This is a genomic window from Pseudomonas pichavaramensis, from assembly GCF_050473265.1.
Taxonomy (GTDB): domain Bacteria; phylum Pseudomonadota; class Gammaproteobacteria; order Pseudomonadales; family Pseudomonadaceae; genus Aquipseudomonas.
The window spans coordinates 133,698-151,273 of the sequence record NZ_JBJKFJ010000013.1 but is presented as its reverse complement, the minus strand read 5'-3'; the positions used below and the strand labels follow the sequence as shown (position 1 = coordinate 151,273).

General features: G+C 59.8%; 12 protein-coding genes. 5 read left to right on the top strand and 7 right to left on the bottom strand.

All coding sequences use genetic code 11. The features are described from left to right. Positions 1–87: 87 nt before the first annotated feature. Genes ACJRW5_RS20180 through ACJRW5_RS20170 form a run of 3 tightly spaced genes read left to right on the top strand, consistent with a single transcriptional unit; the run spans position 88 to position 4,981 of the window. Positions 88–1,155 carry an HlyD family secretion protein gene (locus tag ACJRW5_RS20180; RefSeq protein WP_484572274.1) on the top strand — a complete coding sequence of 356 codons (1,068 nt, stop codon included), beginning with the start codon at positions 88–90 and terminating at the stop codon, positions 1,153–1,155. Continuing rightward, positions 1,152–3,857, top strand: a complete 2,706-nt coding sequence (gene rbbA / locus ACJRW5_RS20175; RefSeq protein WP_484572273.1) for a ribosome-associated ATPase/putative transporter RbbA — start codon at positions 1,152–1,154, stop codon at positions 3,855–3,857. The genes ACJRW5_RS20180 and rbbA overlap by 4 nt, the downstream gene beginning before the upstream one ends. Further along, complete coding sequence (locus tag ACJRW5_RS20170) at positions 3,857–4,981, top strand: ABC transporter permease (protein ID WP_484572272.1); 1,125 nt, start codon at positions 3,857–3,859, stop codon at positions 4,979–4,981. Before rbbA ends, ACJRW5_RS20170 begins: the two co-directional genes overlap by 1 nt. 151 nt (positions 4,982–5,132) lie before the next feature. On the opposite strand, the gene ACJRW5_RS20165 is transcribed toward ACJRW5_RS20170, so the two are convergent. After that, positions 5,133–5,537, bottom strand: a complete 405-nt coding sequence (locus ACJRW5_RS20165) for a flagellar basal body-associated protein FliL (RefSeq protein ID WP_484572271.1) — start codon at positions 5,535–5,537, stop codon at positions 5,133–5,135. A gap of 211 nt (positions 5,538–5,748) precedes the next feature. Here ACJRW5_RS20165 and ACJRW5_RS20160 point away from each other — a divergent pair, with 211 nt between their 5' ends. Both ACJRW5_RS20160 and ACJRW5_RS20155 read left to right on the top strand, forming a co-directional pair. After that, positions 5,749–6,729 (top strand): NADPH:quinone oxidoreductase family protein, encoded by a 981-nt coding sequence (locus tag ACJRW5_RS20160; protein ID WP_484572270.1) that lies wholly within the window; start codon positions 5,749–5,751, stop codon positions 6,727–6,729. A 192-nt stretch (positions 6,730–6,921) separates the two neighbouring features. Next, the gene (locus ACJRW5_RS20155; protein WP_484572269.1) at positions 6,922–7,113 is read left to right on the top strand and encodes a ComC/BlpC family leader-containing pheromone/bacteriocin; all 192 of its coding nucleotides are present in this window, start codon (positions 6,922–6,924) and stop codon (positions 7,111–7,113) included. Between the two features lie 123 nt (positions 7,114–7,236). On the opposite strand, the gene ACJRW5_RS20150 is transcribed toward ACJRW5_RS20155, so the two are convergent. The 6 genes from ACJRW5_RS20150 to ACJRW5_RS20125 form a co-directional block, all read right to left on the bottom strand. After that, positions 7,237–8,415: a hypothetical protein gene (locus tag ACJRW5_RS20150; RefSeq protein WP_484572268.1), complete on the bottom strand. Its 1,179-nt coding sequence runs from the start codon at positions 8,413–8,415 to the stop codon at positions 7,237–7,239. 397 nt (positions 8,416–8,812) lie between these two features. Continuing rightward, on the bottom strand, positions 8,813–9,163 hold the full coding sequence (locus ACJRW5_RS20145; RefSeq protein ID WP_484572267.1) for a DUF596 domain-containing protein: 351 nt from the start codon (positions 9,161–9,163) through the stop codon (positions 8,813–8,815). Next, a complete protein-coding gene (locus ACJRW5_RS20140; RefSeq protein ID WP_484572266.1) occupies positions 9,160–9,609 on the bottom strand; it encodes a hypothetical protein in 450 nt (149 codons plus the stop codon). The genes ACJRW5_RS20145 and ACJRW5_RS20140 overlap by 4 nt, the downstream gene beginning before the upstream one ends. After that, positions 9,563–10,264 carry a transposase gene (locus tag ACJRW5_RS20135; protein WP_484572265.1) on the bottom strand — a complete coding sequence of 234 codons (702 nt, stop codon included), beginning with the start codon at positions 10,262–10,264 and terminating at the stop codon, positions 9,563–9,565. Before ACJRW5_RS20135 ends, ACJRW5_RS20140 begins: the two co-directional genes overlap by 47 nt. A 123-nt stretch (positions 10,265–10,387) precedes the next feature. Beyond that, complete coding sequence (locus ACJRW5_RS20130) at positions 10,388–10,942, bottom strand: DUF6990 domain-containing protein (RefSeq protein WP_484572264.1); 555 nt, start codon at positions 10,940–10,942, stop codon at positions 10,388–10,390. Next, positions 10,939–17,550, bottom strand: a complete 6,612-nt coding sequence (locus ACJRW5_RS20125) for a two-partner secretion domain-containing protein (protein WP_484572263.1) — start codon at positions 17,548–17,550, stop codon at positions 10,939–10,941. Before ACJRW5_RS20125 ends, ACJRW5_RS20130 begins: the two co-directional genes overlap by 4 nt. Positions 17,551–17,576: the final 26 nt, after the last annotated feature.

Below are 17,576 nucleotides of genomic sequence, written 5' to 3'. Positions count from 1 at the left end.
GTATCAAACCACGCACCGGGCACAGCGCAGACAATGAAAGTCTGCTAATCATGGTCCTGAGCAAGGGCCCGCAGAAAGGATGCTGAGATGAACGATGCACGACGCCGCCTCCCTTACCTGATCGTCATCGGCCTGGCCGCGGTGGCGGCCCTCGCCTGGTGGCAACTGCGCCCAAGTGGCTTGCCCGAGGGTTTCGCCAGCGGCAACGGACGCATCGAAGCCACCGAGGTGGACGTGGCAACCAAACTGGCCGGACGTATCGCCAGCATCGATGTCGACGAGGGCGACTTCGTCCAGCCCGGACAGGTCATTGCGCGCATGGACACCCTGGTACTCGAAGCGCAGTTGGCCCAAGCCCGCGCGCAGTTGCGCCAGGCGCAGAATGGCCAGGTAACGGCCGCCAGCCAGATCAGCCTGCGCGAGAGCGAGAAGCGCACTGCCGAAGCCGTGGTGCGTCAGCGCCAGGCCGAGCTGGATGCTGCGCGCAAGCGCCACGCGCGCAGCGCCACCCTGGTCAAACGTAACGCCCTGGCGCAGCAGCAACTGGACGATGACCTGGCCCGTCTGCAGAGCGCCGAAGCCGCGCTGGCCGCCGCCCAGGCTCAGGTCAGCTCGGCCGAGGCTGGCATCGCCGCCGCCCAGTCGCAAGCCATCGAAGCGCAATCAGCCACCGAAGCGGCCCAGGCCAGCGTCGAACGTCTGCAAGTGGACATCGACGACAGCCAGCTCAAGGCGCCGCGCGCCGGCCGCGTGCAATACCGCGTGACGCAACCGGGTGAAGTGCTCGGCGCCGGCGGCAAGCTGCTCAACCTGGTGGACTTGACCGACGTCTACATGACCTTCTTCCTGCCCGAGCGCCAGGCTGGCCGCGTCGCTCTGGGCAGCGAGGTGCGCCTGGTGATCGATGCCGCGCCGCAGTACGTGATTCCGGCCAAGGTCAGCTATGTCGCCAGCGTCGCCCAGTTCACGCCGAAGACCGTGGAAACCGCCAGCGAGCGCGAAAAACTGATGTTCCGGGTCAAGGCGCGTCTCGACCCGGAGCTGCTTACCAAGCACCTGCAGCAGGTGAAGACCGGCGTGCCCGGCATGGCCTACCTGCGCCTCGACCCCGACGCCGAATGGCCTGAGCACCTGGCGATCAAGGTTCCGCAATGAACGCGGCGGTCGCGCGCCTGGCTGGCGTCGGCCTGCGCTACGGCGAAACCCACGCCCTGCAGCAGATCGACCTGAGCCTGCCGGCGCAACGCATGGTCGGCCTGATCGGCCCGGACGGCGTCGGCAAGTCCAGCCTGCTGGCGCTGATCGCCGGTGCGCGCCAGATCCAGAGCGGCAGCGTCGAGGTGCTCGGCGGCGACATGGCCGACGCGCGCCACCGGCGCAACGTCTGCCCGCATATCGCCTATATGCCGCAAGGCCTGGGCAAGAACCTCTACCCGACGCTCTCGGTGTTCGAGAACCTCGATTTCTTCGGTCGCCTGTTCGGCCAGGACGCCGCCGAACGCGAGCAGCGCATCGCCGACCTGCTGCACAGCACCGGCATGACGGCCTTCCGCGAGCGCCCGGCCGGCAAGCTGTCCGGCGGCATGAAGCAGAAGCTCGGGCTGTGCTGCGCATTGATCCACGACCCTGACCTGCTGATCCTCGATGAGCCGACCACCGGCGTCGACCCGCTGTCACGCAACCAGTTCTGGGAGCTGATCGCTCGCATCCGCACGCAGCGTCCGCAGATGAGCGTGCTGGTGGCCACCGCCTACATGGAAGAGGCCGAACGCTTCGACCATCTGGTGGCAATGGATGCCGGACGCGTGCTGGCCGAGGGTAGCCCCGCCGAACTGCGCGAACGCACCGCCTGCACCAGCCTGGAACAAGCCTTTATCGCCCTGCTGCCCGAAGAACGCCGGCGCGGCCACCAGCAGGTGCGCATACCGCCGCTGCAAGGCAGCCACGAAGTCGCCATCGAGGCCAAGGGCCTGACCATGCGCTTCGGCGATTTCGTCGCTGTCGATTCGGTTTCGTTCCGCATTCGCCGTGGCGAAATCTTCGGCTTCCTCGGATCCAACGGCTGCGGCAAGAGCACCACCATGAAGATGCTCACCGGCCTGCTGCCGGCCAGCGAGGGCGAGGCACTGCTGTTCGGCCAGACGGTCGACCCGCGCGACATGGCCACGCGCAAGCGGGTCGGCTACATGTCCCAGGCGTTCTCCCTGTATGGCGAGCTGACGGTGCGGCAGAACCTGGTGCTGCACGCCCAGCTGTTCCACGTACCCAGCGACGAGATCGAGCAACGGGTGGCGCAGATGGCTGCGCGCTTCGACCTTGGCGAGGTCATGGACATGCTCCCCGAGCGCCTGCCGCTGGGCATCCGCCAGCGCCTGTCGCTGGCTGTCGCGGTGATCCACAAGCCGGAGATCCTGATCCTCGATGAGCCGACCTCGGGGGTCGATCCAGTCGCCCGCGACGGCTTCTGGCAACTGATGCTCGACCTGTCGCGCCAGGACGGCGTGACCATCTTCATCTCCACCCACTTCATGAACGAGGCGCAGCGCTGCGACCGCATCTCGCTGATGCACGCCGGCAAGGTGCTCGACAGCGACACGCCGCAGGGGTTGATGGACAAGCGCGGGCTGAGCAGCCTGGAGGCCACCTTCATCGCCTACCTGCAGGAAGCCGTCGGCGAGCAGCCGCTGAGTGAGGCGCCGCCCCTGCAGCAGACGCCAGCGCCGCAGCACCAGCACTTCAGCCTGCGCCGCCTGTTCAGCTACGCCCGTCGCGAGGCGCTGGAGCTGCGCCGCGATCCGATCCGTGGTGGTATGGCGCTGCTCGGCACCGTGTTGCTGCTGTTCATCATCGGCTACGGCATCAGCCTCGACGTGGAGGACCTGACCTTCGCCGTACTCGACCGCGACCAGACCACTACCAGCCAGGAATACCACCTCAACCTTTCCGGCTCGCGCTACTTTCTGGAAAAGGCGCCACTGCGCGACTACGACGAGCTGGAGCGCCGCCTGCGCAACGGCGACATCAGCCTGGCGGTGGAGATTCCGCCGAACTTCGGCCGAGACCTCAAGCGTGGCGACAACCCGCAAATCGGCATGTGGATCGATGGCGCCATGCCGACCCGCGCCGAAACCATCAATGGCTACGTCACCGGCCTGCACCAGCACTACCTGGCCGAGCTGGCCCGGCGCTCGCCACAACAGCAAGCTGCCAGTGCCGCCGAGCTGGAAGTGCGCTATCGCTACAACCCGGACGTGGAGAGCCTCAAGGCTATGGTCCCGGCAGTGATTCCGCTGCTGCTGATGCTGATCCCGGCGATGCTCACGGCCCTCGGTGTGGTGCGCGAGAAGGAACTGGGCTCGATCATCAACCTCTACGTCACCCCGGTCACCCGCCTGGAGTTTCTGATCGGCAAGCAACTGCCCTACATCGCCCTCGGCCTGTTCAACTTCATCCTCCTGGTGCTGCTGGCAATCACCGTGTTCGACGTACCGCTCAAGGGCAACCCACTGACCCTGCTGGCCGGCGCTCTGCTTTATCTTGCCTGCTCCACCGGCCTCGGCCTGCTCATGTCGACCTTCACCAAGAGCCAGATCGCCGCCGTGTTCGGCACTGCCATCGCCACCCTGCTGCCCGCCATCCAGTTCTCCGGGCTGATCTATCCGGTGGCCTCACTGGAGGGTTTCGGCGCCCTGGTCGGCCAGCTCTACCCGACCTCGCAGTTCCTGGTAATCAGCCGTGGCCTGTTCTCCAAGGCGCTGGAACTGCGTGACCTGGCCGGCTACTTCTTCGCCCTGGCGCTGACCGTACCGCTATTGACCCTGCTCAGCGCCAGCCTGCTGCGCAAACAGGAGGCCTGATGGAGCGCCTGGCCAATATCTTCCACCTCGGCATCAAGGAACTGCGCAGTCTGCAGCACGACCTGGCGCTGGTGATCCTGATTCTCTGGGCCTTCAGCATGGGCGTCTATTCGGCCGCCACCAGCATGCCGGAGAGCCTGCACAACGCCGCCATCGCCGTGGTCGACGAAGACCAGTCGCAGCTCTCCGAACGACTGATCCAGGCCTTCCAGCCACCCTACTTCCGTACGCCCGCACGTATCGACCTGAACCAGATGGATCGCGGCATGGACTCCGGCCGCTACACCTTCACCCTGAACATCCCGCCGAACTTCCAGCGCGACGTGCTGGCCGGCCGCAGCCCGGCGATCCAGCTCAATGTCGATGCCACCCAGGTCAGCATGGCCTTCACCGGCGCCGGCTACATCCAAAGCATTGGCAACAGCGAAGTCACCGAATTCGTCCGCCGCTACCGGGGCGAACTGCAGCAGCCGACCGAGCTGGCGCTACGCGTGCAGTTCAACCCGAACCTGACGCGCGCCTGGTTCGGCTCAGTAATGGAGGTGATCAACCAGATCACCATGCTCTCGATCATCCTCACTGGCGCCGCGCTGATCCGCGAGCGCGAACACGGCACCGTCGAACACCTGCTGGTGATGCCGGTCACGCCGCTGGAAATCATGCTGGCCAAGGTCTGGTCGATGGGCCTGGTGGTGCTGACGGCAGCGGCGCTATCACTGCTGCTGGTGGTGCAGGGCTGGCTACAGGTGCCGATCGAGGGCTCCATCGCGCTGTTTCTGGCCGGGGCCGCACTGCACCTGTTCGCCACCACCTCGATGGGCATCTTCTTCGGCACCGTGGCACGCTCGATGCCGCAGCTGGGCCTGCTGATCATCCTCGTGCTGCTGCCGCTGCAGATTCTTTCCGGCGGCACCACACCGCGCGAGAGCATGCCCGAACTGGTGCAGCAGATCATGCTGGCTGCGCCGACCACCCACTTCGTCGCCCTGGCCCAGGCCATCCTCTATCGCGGCGCGGGGCCGTCCATCGTCTGGCCGAACCTGCTGGCCATCGTCGGCATCGGCACGCTGTTCTTCCTCGCCGCGCTGACCCGCTTTCGCAAGACCCTGGCGCAAATGGCCTGACAGAACCAGAACCGCTTCAGCCGCGAAAAGCGGCTTTTCGCAGGAGCCCCGCCCGGTGGCGAAGCTGTTCAATTGCGCATCGCCCTGGTTCGCGGCGGGGCGCTGCGCCTACGCATTCGCAGCGTCGATGCTTAACTGACTGCGCCCCCGTTCACTGAATGATCAGGTTGTTGAACAGCAGGTCCTCGACCACTGGCTTGCCTTCTTCCCCGTTGATCGCATCCTGCACCTGCTTGAGCGCCTGCTGGCGCAGGTTCTCGCGGCCGTCGGGGGCATTGATGGTTTCGCTGGTCTGCGCCGAGAACAGCAGCACCAACTGATGACGGATCAGCGGCTCGTGATGCTTGACCTGCTCCTCGGCCTCGGTGCCGGTCACGCGCAGGGCCACGTCGGCCTTGAAAAACTTCAGACGGTTGCCCTGGTCAGCCAGGTTGCCGATCAGCGCAGGCGTCAGGCTGTAGTAGATCGTCGTCGGCACCTCTTCTTTCTTTTCCGAAGAGGCCAGGGCAGGCAGGCAGATCGACAGGCTCAACAACAGGGCGGTCAACAGTTTCACGTTCGCTACTCCATCGGGGATGCGTCTAGCATAGCCATCCACGCGCCAGCACCCAAGCCCAACACCTCGGCAGGGTGCGCCGTGCGCACCTGCTGACGCCTGAATGACTGGCATCGAGCGCTTATGCCGGGCTATCAGGCATCGGCATGCTCGTTGACCCACGGCAGGCGCTTTCTACACTGCAGGGCACCCCGCAAGAGGAACGCATCTGATGAAAGCCCTGCTGTGCAAAGCCTTCGGCCCTGCCGACACCCTGGTACTGGAAGACCTGCCAAGCCCCGAGCCGAAAAAGAACGAAGTGCTGATCGAGGTGCAAGCCGCCGGGGTCAACTTCCCCGACACCCTGATCATCGAGGGCAAGTACCAGTTCAAGCCGCCCTTCCCCTTCGCCCCGGGCGGCGAGGTAGCGGGCGTGGTCAAGGCCGTTGGCGAGAAGGTCAGCCACCTGCGCGCCGGTGACCGGGTCATGGCGCTGACCGGCTGGGGCGGCTTCGCCGAAGAGGTCGCCGTGCCGGCCTACAACGTGCTGCCGGTACCCAAGAGCATGGACCTGACCACCGCTGCCGCCTTCGGCATGACCTACGGCACCTCGATGCACGCCCTCAAGCAGCGCGCCAACCTGCAAGCCGGGGAAACCCTGCTGGTGCTCGGTGCCTCCGGCGGCGTCGGCCTCGCCGCAGTGGAAATCGGCAAGGCCATGGGCGCGAAAGTGATTGCCGCCGCGAGCAGCGCCGAGAAGCTGGAAGTGGCGCGTAACGCCGGCGCCGACGAACTGATCAACTACAGCGAGCAAAGCCTGAAGGACGAGTTGAAGAAACTCACCGGCGGCCAGGGCGTGGACGTGATCTACGACCCGGTGGGCGGCACGCTGTTCGAGGAAGCCTTCCGCAGCATCGCCTGGAACGGCCGTTTCCTGGTGGTGGGCTTCGCCGCTGGCGGCGGCATCCCGGCCCTGCCGGCCAACCTGCCACTGCTCAAGGGCGCCGCCCTGGTCGGCGTGTTCTGGGGCTCATTCGCCCAGCGCCAACCGCAGGACAACGCCGACAACTTCCAGCAACTGTTCGCCTGGCACGCCGAAGGCAAACTCAAACCACTGGTATCGCAAACCTTCCCGCTGGCGCGCGGCGGCGAGGCGATCGATGCACTCGGCCAGCGCAAGGCGGTGGGCAAGGTGGTGGTAGAAATCCGCTAGGGGCGCCGCGCCATCCTCCGTTTCTCGTGCCACCGACCCTGGCAGTTACCGGCCCGCCAGCGCCTTGCTGGCACCTGGACACTAGCTCAGCCGTTCTATTGCCCCGCCGAGTGATCGCTCCTCATGATCCCCAAGGGCCGGTGACAGGGTTGCCGGTGAAGGAACAAAACGACTGAAACGAGGACTCAATCCATGAATATCGAACACGAAAACTTTCGTACGCTCGACGATGAAGAACTGGAACAGATCAGCGGTGGCCGCCTGGAAGCTTTCGGCTACCACCTCGACGCCAACATCTTGAACTATGGCTACGGCGACATCCTGCACGTTAGCTGGGGCCGTATCGGCGGCGTTTACAACTACTACGAAATCGCCTGGTGTTGATGCCCTTCTGACCCCTGGCGTTCTGTGAGGCCAGGGGCCTGGGCAGCTGGCAGGCTAAGTGCAGAGCCCGCAACCCTTTTTAATGGGTTGCGGGCTTTTCTCATGAAAAATAGGAGACACCCATTACTCACCTACAATTCTCAATCCTGCGGGGTAATCCATTAAGTGCACATCTATCACTCTGCCCAATACCGGATCATTACGAATACCGACTCCGTTCTGCTCGTTGTAATAGGGTGGAACACTGTACCACTCACCAGCGTAGTGACCTGTAGCCCTGTAGTTTTCGACCAGAACATTACCATCTCTTGACAGTCGAAAAGATCGAATGTCGGGGCGCTTACCAGGCTTGAGTTGCAAGGACATTAATTTAGCTTCTAGCTCTGCAAACTGCGCATGAGTTACTTTACGTAATGTTCGCTCTCCATCGGACCTGCCAATCAATTGCCCATTGGGCCTTAAGAGCTCTGCCCAGCTTCTTGGTCCGACCGGGTCTGGCATTTGATAACCGCACTCGCGCAAGAAAAGAATAGCGCGCTGACGGTTGAGATTGTCGCGAAATCTGCGCATAGCTGTCTTGTTATCGTAGCTCTCCTTCAGCCCCTTGCAAAAATCAGCACGATAGCTGGCCCACAGAGCTAAGCGCTGCTCTGGAACAGGGTTGATATGTAAGCTCGCCAATACTGGCTCGATTAACTCCTTATCCAGGTTGGCTGGCACATGACCTGGTGGTAATTTTTCGCTAGCACCAATATGGATTGGGAAACTCGAACCGCTAACAGACTCCCAGCAGAAATAGTCGAGCACTCGGCGCACGAAAAGACCGGTATCGTTATCCGAGTAAAAACGCGCACAGCGCCCACCTTGCCAGTCTACCCAACCTGCAGTAACCAAACGGGAAATAGAACTGTGCTCACTGAGGTATTCTTTGTAATCCTCAAAAAACTCCTCAGGTGGCAGATAATATTCTGTGCGTGCATGACCTGCACGAAAGAGCATGGAGTAAACACCACCAATGGAAATTTTCGATTCGTTGGCGATAGCACCAGGGATCGTCACGCTGAGGCTGTCGGTTCGAGAGGTATAGCTATAGTCCGGATAGTTTCGACAGGGCGCTTGCTTGAACAATAGCGGCAATTCGAAACTGATGCGTTGCATATCCGTGATGCGTTGTTTGGCTCTTTCGCACAAAGGGTAAAGAATGCTTCCGCTTGTTTTAATCTCACCATATTTGACTTGGTATCCGCCACAACCAGCTAAAACCGCTATCAGTAGGGCTATCAACAAGAACCACCTACTCACTCCAGCCTCCTTGCATTGCCCTGACTATCGATCAGCGTCGGCTTAATTACTATGTCACGAGCTTGTGCATCAACGCTACCCGGAGCCGATGATGGACAAGTCACACAACTGTAACTACCGTACGGACTTTCTGTACTATCGAAGAGCTTAGCCAATGTAAATATCGCACCCAGCTTACGCGCCACTGGATCATCCGAATATTGAGCGTTACCGCCTAAAAGAAATGGAAGATCCGAGACCGAATCCGTTTTGTAATAATAGGGGACAGACCACGATTTACGGAGAAATTAATCGTGGTCTGTCCCCTATTGTTTCAACTAAGCAGCTGTAGACGCAAGTCTTGCCGCCAATGGAAACAGCTTCGCCAGTTGCTTTTGGCCCAACCTAAACTTACAAACTACGTCCAAAACTCCTTCCCATCCGAGTCTATCCATACAACCCCAGCAGGCGCCTCTGTGATAAACCAAAGTCCGAAGCCATCAAGATCGTCTTCGCTGGGCTCTTCAGGCCACGCTTCCTTAAGCACGCTTAACTGATCTTGGATAGTACCAACAAGGAAAAGGCCATCATGCGCAAGTCTTACATCCCCCTCCAACATCAAACGCTCCATCAGAGAGAAAAACAGATTGACTCGGCGCGCGTAATCAACAGATGAACCAAGAAGCTCAACCGCCACATGCTGCCATATAACGCCCATTGATAGCCCAAATGCGCTTCGCAACACCGAATTATAGAGACCTTCAATCATTTGAACTTGATCCCCACCATTCTTCCGCCATTAATGGAATTATCCATAACATCTATCGTCCAAGAAGCCCCTGTCTGCTGCGAAGACGTGGAAAAGTCTCGAAGGATTATTCGAGCTCCGGCGTCAGTTTTGGCTGTATATATTGCCCCCTTCCCAGGGATGACTTTAGCTACAGGCATATTTTCAACCCCAGCCAACTGCCTAAAGTAAGACATCACGTCGGATGTGGTAGCCCCTATATAGACCGTCGCCCCCTTGCTAACCTGAGGATCGGTCTTCAATACCTTACCACCCAAATTCAATTGAAAATCCTTCGACTCAATTGATTTGGTGTTGTACTGCACAGCGAGATCATCAATTCTCTTCTGTGATTGCGCTTGCGGAAAAAAGGGGACAGATTTATTTTTCGGAATTACGCCTCGGCCTGCCTTGACCTCGTAACTCAACTCGCACACCTTGGATTCTTTCTATTTCATCCACGAAACGGGCACTGCCCGTTAGCTGCCCCCTCTGCAGCGCAGCACGAATCAAATCAATCTCACTTGATGGAACGGCTTGTCGCATGAATTCCATGTAACGGATACGACGCCTTTCAGGCGTGTCGCCAAGTGCGACGAAGCAAGGGTCCATGTCCAACCAATCGCTGTCCGACTGATCCGTTACCCGCGTCCGATAGCTCGACCAAGGATAATCACCCGCCTCAGCAACCATACGGGCTCGAACCGGGTTCAGCTCAATATAGCGACAGCAGGCAAGCAAGTAGGTGTCAGACTCAACCACGCTGGACTTGTATCGACTTTCCCAGAGAGTACCGCTTCGTCCCTCTAAACGGTTCCGATAACGCGTGGCGCGCGCCGCCAACGCTTTCATGAACTGACCCAGCCCGGAGATCGCTTCATCAGGTGCCAGTAGCAGGTGAACATGATTGGTCATCAGGCAATAGGCGTAGACCTTGACCCCGAAGACATCTTTCAGCTCACGCAGATCAGAAATGTAACGCTGATAATCCTGTTCAGCGGCAAACACCACCTGCCGGTTATGCCCTCGCTGCACCACATGATGTGGGTAGTTCGGCAATACAATTCGCCCCATCCTTGGCATAGCGACCTCTATCCATTGAGATCTTCAGCTTAGTCGATCTGGTGAAAAATAAATCTGTCCCCTTTTTTCATTTATGTTCTTAAAGAGCAGGAGATATTCGTGGTCTGTCCCCGAATATTTCATTCAAGTGGCGTGTTCCTGGGCTATCGAAATTGCCCTATCAAGCATTGCAGAAGTTATATAGGGCACAAAACCTAGGCGTTTACCCTTTTCGAAGCTCTGTCGATATAATCCAAGACGACTTACTTCACCAGCTATCGCTAAAGCCGCCAAATGACGGAGTGGCATTGCACCTTTAGCATCCGTTGGTAGATCTCTATAAGCAGCTAATCCTGCCTCCAGATTTTGAGCATTTGCCCAAGATATCGCTTTCTCCGAAAGCCTCAGCACATCACTAACCGAGAACCCTGCCAACTTTTCCGGAATTTCATTGCTAACAATCACCGGGTCATACTTCACATCTTCACCCAAAATAGACGAAACCACCGCCGAGAATTTTCTAGAGGATATGGATGGCATGAAAGTTACCCTAAAGTGATCTGATCGCTTCCCGATTGTTGGAAATATTCGAACAACCTTATCGCCAAGATCCATGGAGCAAGAACGATCCCCTGCCTCATCGACCCCACAGATCCAACCGTGATTTTCAAGGATGGAAATAGCCTCTACCTCTGTCATTTCTTGGCCCCTGGAAAATGCAATTCCTCAATGGGGATGCCATTGGGATAACCTTGTTCTTTAAGCGGTTTTCCGGGAATCAGCCCAAACTCTCTCGCAACATCGCCCCGAGGAATAGAGCTGCCATCTCGGATTTGGGGGAATATCTCTGACTGCCGAACACTTAGGCCTGCATCGCCAGTCTTAATTTCAATAATTTTTACGGTGCCATCCGGGGCTTTCGCAACAATATCTGGCCTGCAACGTCCGACTCCACAGGAGCTACCAAAAGAAACTTCTCTTGGGCTTACGCTATAGCCTTGCGCAGTTAACTGATCCTTAACGTCATCCACCATATTCAGGTGATGATCGTAATGCTCTCTGATGGTGATCTTCGGAGCAGCATTCCCTGTTGCTTTTGGACCACCTTTAACACTAGCAAAGTATGCAACGGCCTTTTCAACCTGAGCTGCACCTACAGAAAGTGGGGTACCTGCCGGGCGAGGCCGCAATCCTTGCTCACCAGTAGCACGTCCCGCCCCAGAGAGTAGCCCAAGACGTTCAAACGTGGGTGACCACTCACCAGCTATCTCACTTAACGTTGCATAGTTTTTCAGCGCGCTTTCAATAAGATCTAGCTTATACCCCTCACAGGTAGGTGTAGAGCATTTCATAGCCAACAGGACTTCCAACCCTGCTGCAACCTGACCCATCTTGTCTCTTGCTAGGGTTCCTCCAGCTACGCTCTCAACAAATGAATCATTGTACGCACTTTCCTCTGCATATTTTTCTTGCTGCCATAGATCCCTTTGGCAAGCCTCACTGAGGCCGCAAGACTCCATTGCATCTGCAAAGGACTGCGCATCGCCGTGATCCAAATGGTTGTATTGCGTAGCCGTCCCCGCCACTTGCGAACCAACCTGCAGCGCTTTCTCATCCCCCCCCTGCGCAGCCGCCGCCAGCACCCCAACCACCTGCGAGCTCATCACCAGCAGCGCATTTCTGTCCTCAATGCCCATTTTCTTGTACTGGGCATCCAACTCAGCAACCAGCAGCTCATTCACCCCTGCCGCCAATGCCCCAGTCTTGAAGTCACCGCCTGCGGCTTCTGCTGCCAGACCGCCCATCACAGCATGCAGGCCTGCCTTGGCGAGGCTGCCATCTTTCAGCTCCAGCTTGGCGCCTGGCTGAGTGATATCGCCAACCCAGTTGAACCCTGCTGCCGCAAAGGTACTGGCCAAGCTGCTGCGCAAGGCATCGCTGAACGAGCTGTCACCACCCAGAGCTCGATCAAGAACGGTCGAAGTACCGTTCTGCAGTAATTGGTTACCAGCAAAGCGACCAATACCTTCCAAACTGGAAAGACCACCGTTCACAGCGACGTTGCCACTATTTTCTAGCGCTGCAGAGGCGCCGCCGGTCTCGGTACCCATCCAATTGTCATATACGCCGGCCGTCAGGCCTGCGGTAACACCCGATACAACATAGCTACGCAGCGCATCCTCCGATGTCACATCCTTGAGAACAGCCCCCAAGTTCCCTCGGTTGTTGATGGTGCTAATCGCGGCATTGCTGGCCATAGAGGAGACCACCACATTTGAAGCAGCCACACCCGCGGTGCTTGTCGCCCCTGTCAATGCAGCCCCGGCCCCCGCGGTGAAATAGGCCACAATAATGGCAATGATCATCGCCGCAGCCCCACCCAACCCCGAATGGCTGTACTTGAAGGAGTCATGTATCTCCTTCACCTGCCGCCAATCGACATCACCGCGCTGCTCCATCTCCTTGAGCCAGGCCAGTTCGGGGTCGGCCTTGACCATGGCGTCGATGGTCTGGCTGACGCTCTGCTGATTGACCTCTTTGATATCAATATTCAGGCCGTCCACGGCCTTGATCACCAGATCACCCTTGGCGATCAGCTCACTCTGCTTCAGGGTTTCATCGGTCTTGCCTTTACCCTTGGCTGAAGTCCAGGCCCAGCTGTTGCTACTCTTCTCATGACTCTCCTGATCCAGATCCTTGACCGCTTCGAAGGTAATCGCGCCGCCGCTGTCGAGGATCAGATCATTGCCACTTTCCAGGCGTGCTTTCTGGTACAGCTGGTCACCTTCACTGATCAGGCTGAGGTTGCCGCCGGTGGTGATGGAACTGCCGATGTTGCGCACGGTGGTGACTTCGTCGCGCTGGGTTTCCTTGCTGCCCCAGCCGCCTTTTTTCTTCTTGTCGTACAGCGAGTAGTCGCTGTTCTGCGCCGCCAGCAGGGCCAGTTGCTGCCCGGCATACAGGTAGGCTTCGTTACCCGCCTTGAGCTGGCTGGCGGAGAGCAGCAGATTGCCATCGGCGCGCATGTCGAGATTGCCTCCGGCCTCAATGACCGACGCGACCTGCTTGACGCGCTGCTCCTGGGCGATGACCTTCTTGCCGCCACTCTTACGGTAGTAATCGGAGCTGCTCTCGTTCGCCGCCGAAGCGATGGTCATATCGCCGCTAGCGCCAAGGTCGATATTTCCACCGGCCTTGACGGTGCTACCGACCACCAGCAAGTCACGAGCAGCAACAGCCGTCAGGTCGCCCCCCACCTGGACATCGCTGCCGTACTGGGTGATGTCGGTCTGGTAGGAGTGGCCTTTGCGGTCCCACTTGTTCTGCCGGTTCTCGGCCTCGGCCGAGGCGAGGATCAGGTCGTTGCCCGCCTGCAGAGTGGCGTCAGCGCCTGCGCTGATGGCACCGCCAATATTGCGGATATCGTTGCCAGCACTGACCAGCAGCTCATTGCCTGCTTCGATGCGCGCCGCGCTGTCGACGAAGCTCTGCTGGCGGTCGGTATGGCGCGTGGTGCTGTGGTGAGTACTGACGGTGCGCTCGTTGACCATATCGCCGGTCACCGCGACCAGGCTGACGTCCTGGCCTTTGAGGATACCGCCCTGGGTGTTGCGGATGCTGTCGCCGGCCAACAGCGACAGGCGCTCGTCCGCATGCATCAGCCCACTATTGGCGATGCTCTGCTGAGCAGTCACAGTCAGGTTTTGGGTGGCACGCAAGGTGCCGCTGTTGCTCAGGTCACTACCTGAGATCAGCGCCACGTCGCGCCCCTGGATCAGCGCGCCGCTTGGGGCCAGACGGCCTTCGGCCTGGGCCAGATAGACCACCGGAGCCAGAACCTTCTGCCCCTGCACTTCGCGCTCTTCCATCCACACGATGTCGTGAGTCAGGGCGGCGACCTGCTCAGCACTCAAGGCGATGCCCACGCTGAGATTCAAGGCCTCTTTGCTGGCGAGGGCGTTGTCCATCAGGTACTTGAACTGCGCTTCGTCACTGGTCAGCCCTGCCAGGTAGCGCTGGCCGGTACGCGCACGCACCGCTTCGCGCACCAGGCGCTGCTCGTAGAAGCCATCGCCCAGGCGGCGCTGCATCTCGTCCGGGTCGAAGCCTAGCAGGCCGAGCATGTAGTCGGAGTTGAGGAAGTTGCCCAGGTTGGCGAAGGCCGGGTTGGTTTCGATCAGGTAGCGGTGGCCCGGGTTGGTATTCAGGCTGAACAGCCCATTCTGCCCGGCAGGCAGGGAGAAGCCTGGCAGTGACAGCGGGTCAACGGCTTTCTGCTGCAGATCGGGCGGCAGTTGCGGATTGAGGGTGACGAAGGTGGCGATGTCGCTACCCGGTGCTCCGGTATCCACCCGCGTACCGCCATTCACGAAGCTGAACGACGGGCGAATGCTGGCATTGCCGATTTCTGTGGCATCGATAGTGACATCGCCGCCGGCCTGCACGATGGCCGCATAGCTCTGCACTGCATCCGGTGTGTAGGTGGTGCCGAAATGCTCGAAACTGCCCTTGAGGGTGTTTCTCAGGATGCTGTTGAGATCGGACTCGATAGTGGCACTACCAGTCGGCCAGTTACGTGAGTTGAACCACCTCACGTTGTCGTGAATCCACCCCTGGGATTTCTCACGCTCACTGGTGGCACGACCTTCGGAAACGTACTCGCCGGTCTCGGCGCCCACGCTGGTGAAGGTGTCGCCAGTAATACGTACAGCACCGTTGGCCGCCAACATACTGTAGCGGTTACTGATGTCCTGGCCGCTTAGAGTGAGATCACCACCAGCCAGCAGCGAAGCGGTGCGCACATCGCTGGTGGCTTCGGTACGGTCGATCTGACGCAGGCGGTAGCGCACGTTTTCCTTGTCGCCACTGCAGTCTGTGCAATCCGGGCTGTAGAACAGCGCCGCGATCTTGCGGCTGACAATCAGGTTCTCGACTTCATGGGCATTGGTGATTTGCTTCGCGCTAATCGTGATGTTGCCTTCGCTTTCCACCACGCCGGACAGGTTGGCGAACAGCTCGGGGGCATCGCCCTGTTCATTGGCGACGAACTGCAGGTCACCTACGCTGTAGAGGTCACCGCGCTGGTTGGTGAAGCGGTCCGCCACCAGCAGCATGGAGGCGCCGCTGAACAGGAAGCCGTCTTCGTTGCGAATATCCGCCGCCTGCAGCGACATTTGGCCTGCTGCACCGATGGTGCCGCTGTTGCGCAGATTCTGCGCAGCGAGCTGCAGCCAGGTACCCGCCGTCATCTGGCCACGACTGACCAGATCACCCAATACGCTCAGTTTCGACGAGCCACCAGCGAGCCACTTGGCATTGACACCCAACTCGGCTGCAGTGGCGCTGACATTCAGGTCGCCCTGAGCGATGAGAGTGCCATCGCCTGCGTAAGCATCTTCCAACTCCAGGCTGAGGCTACCGTCGGTTTCGATGCGCCCGTCGTTACGCCAGGTACCGCCCTTGGCCTCGATGCTGTCACGTGACAGCAAGGCGGCACCTGCCGTTTGCGTGAGATCTGCAATATCGAGCGAGATGCGCCCGGCCTGCAGTTCGGTGGTGTTGGTCCAGCTGTCGGCTTGCAGATCAAGCTGTGCATTGGTCTGGATGCGGCCACCGGCCTGGCCCAGTTGCTCCAGGCTCATGTCCAGTTTTTGCGCGCCGACATGCCGAATCAGGCCGTCCTTGTTGAGCAGGCTGCCGGACTCGACTGCCAGGCTGGCACTGCCGATTTCGATCTGGCCAGCCTGGTTGTTCAACTGTTCATCGACCGCGAGACGACTCTCGCCAGCACTCCCAAGAGCGCGAAGCTGGCCGCTACGGTTATCCAGCGCGCCCGCCTGCAGGTTCACCTGGCCACCGGCTTCGATAAGGCCTGCGGTGTTGTCGAGGCGCCCGCTCACCTCGGCCTGAATGCTGCCACCCGCTGCCAGAGTGCCGGCTGCGTTGTCGACAGCCTCGGCCTCGATGGTCAAGGCCTGACCAGCCAACGCGCTGCCGGCGCGGTTGTCCAGTTTCTCAGCGTCAAGTGTCAGGTTGCCCTGGGCGAGGATCTCACCTTCGCGGTTGTCGAGCTGTTCAGCCTTGAGCGTAGCACTGCCTGCGCTGGCGATCTTACCGCCCTGGTTGTCCAGTGTTTGCAGGTCGGTCGCCATGCTGCCATGGCTGGTCATCTGCCCGGCGTTACGTACCTTGCCGCCGTCGAGCTGCAGATGGCCCGCGCTGCTGACGCTGCCATTGGCAGCCACACCGGCCTCGATAATGCCAGCGTTGTTCAGTTGCTCCGCCTGCACGGCCAAGCGCTGGCCAGCGGCGAGGCTTTCCCGCACTTCGACCTGCTGCGCTTCGATAGTGGCGTTACGACCTGCGTAGGTGTCAGCGTTTAGGTCGATGGTGCTGGCCTTGAGAGCAACGTCACCACTGGCCGCCACACGGCTCATGCTCAACTTGCCATTGGCATCGATCTGGATATCCCCGGCGCTGGCCGCCATGTCACCGGCCAGTTTCACGCCCACACCCTGCTCGGTGCCGACCAGGCGAATGGCGCCGGCGTACATGCCGCCAAGCGCCGAGCTGTCGATGGCCAGCATCGGCTTGTCCGAGCCATCGTCAGCCTTGGCGGTTGCGGCCAAGGTGCTGGCATCCACTTCGTTGCGACCGGTGATGATGTTGAGTTTTTTCGCGTGCAGCTCGGCGTTGATCTGTGCGCTGCGGGTGATCAGGTCGAACTGGTCGACATTGCCGGCGTTGAGGCCTTGGCCTTCGATGGAGATTTGCCCGCCATCGACGTCGAAACGCTGCAGGCGGCCGTTCTCGATCACCGGGGTGCCGGTGCTGAGGGTGACGCGCGGGGTGTTGATGAAACCGCAGCCATCGCAGGTGATGCCGTGCGGGTTGGCGACGATGACCGCAGCCGAGCGCCCGGCTACTTCCGTGTAGCCCTTGAGCTGGCTGGCGTTGCCACCGGTGACTTCGTTGAGAATCAGCCCGGCGGCGCCGTTCTTCAGGTTGGGGTTACCAACCACGTAACCGCCCAGCTGAGTCTTGCTCAGGGCCTGATCGCCATTGTTGAGGATCAGGCCCTGCTGGCCGACGTTGTAGTCGGTGAATTTGTTATGCGACAAGCCGCTGCCGTTGGGCGTGGCGATGTTGACCATCGGCACGCCGTTCTGCGCCTGGGTCACGGCGGTATTGCCGCCTGCGGCCTGGTCCACGGCCAATTGCGCGGCAGTGGCAACGATCGGGTTGAGAAACAGCACGCCGGCAACAATCAGGGCGATGTTCTGATACAGGGGACTGCGTACGTCCATGTTGAGACTCCAACCAGCCATCCGGC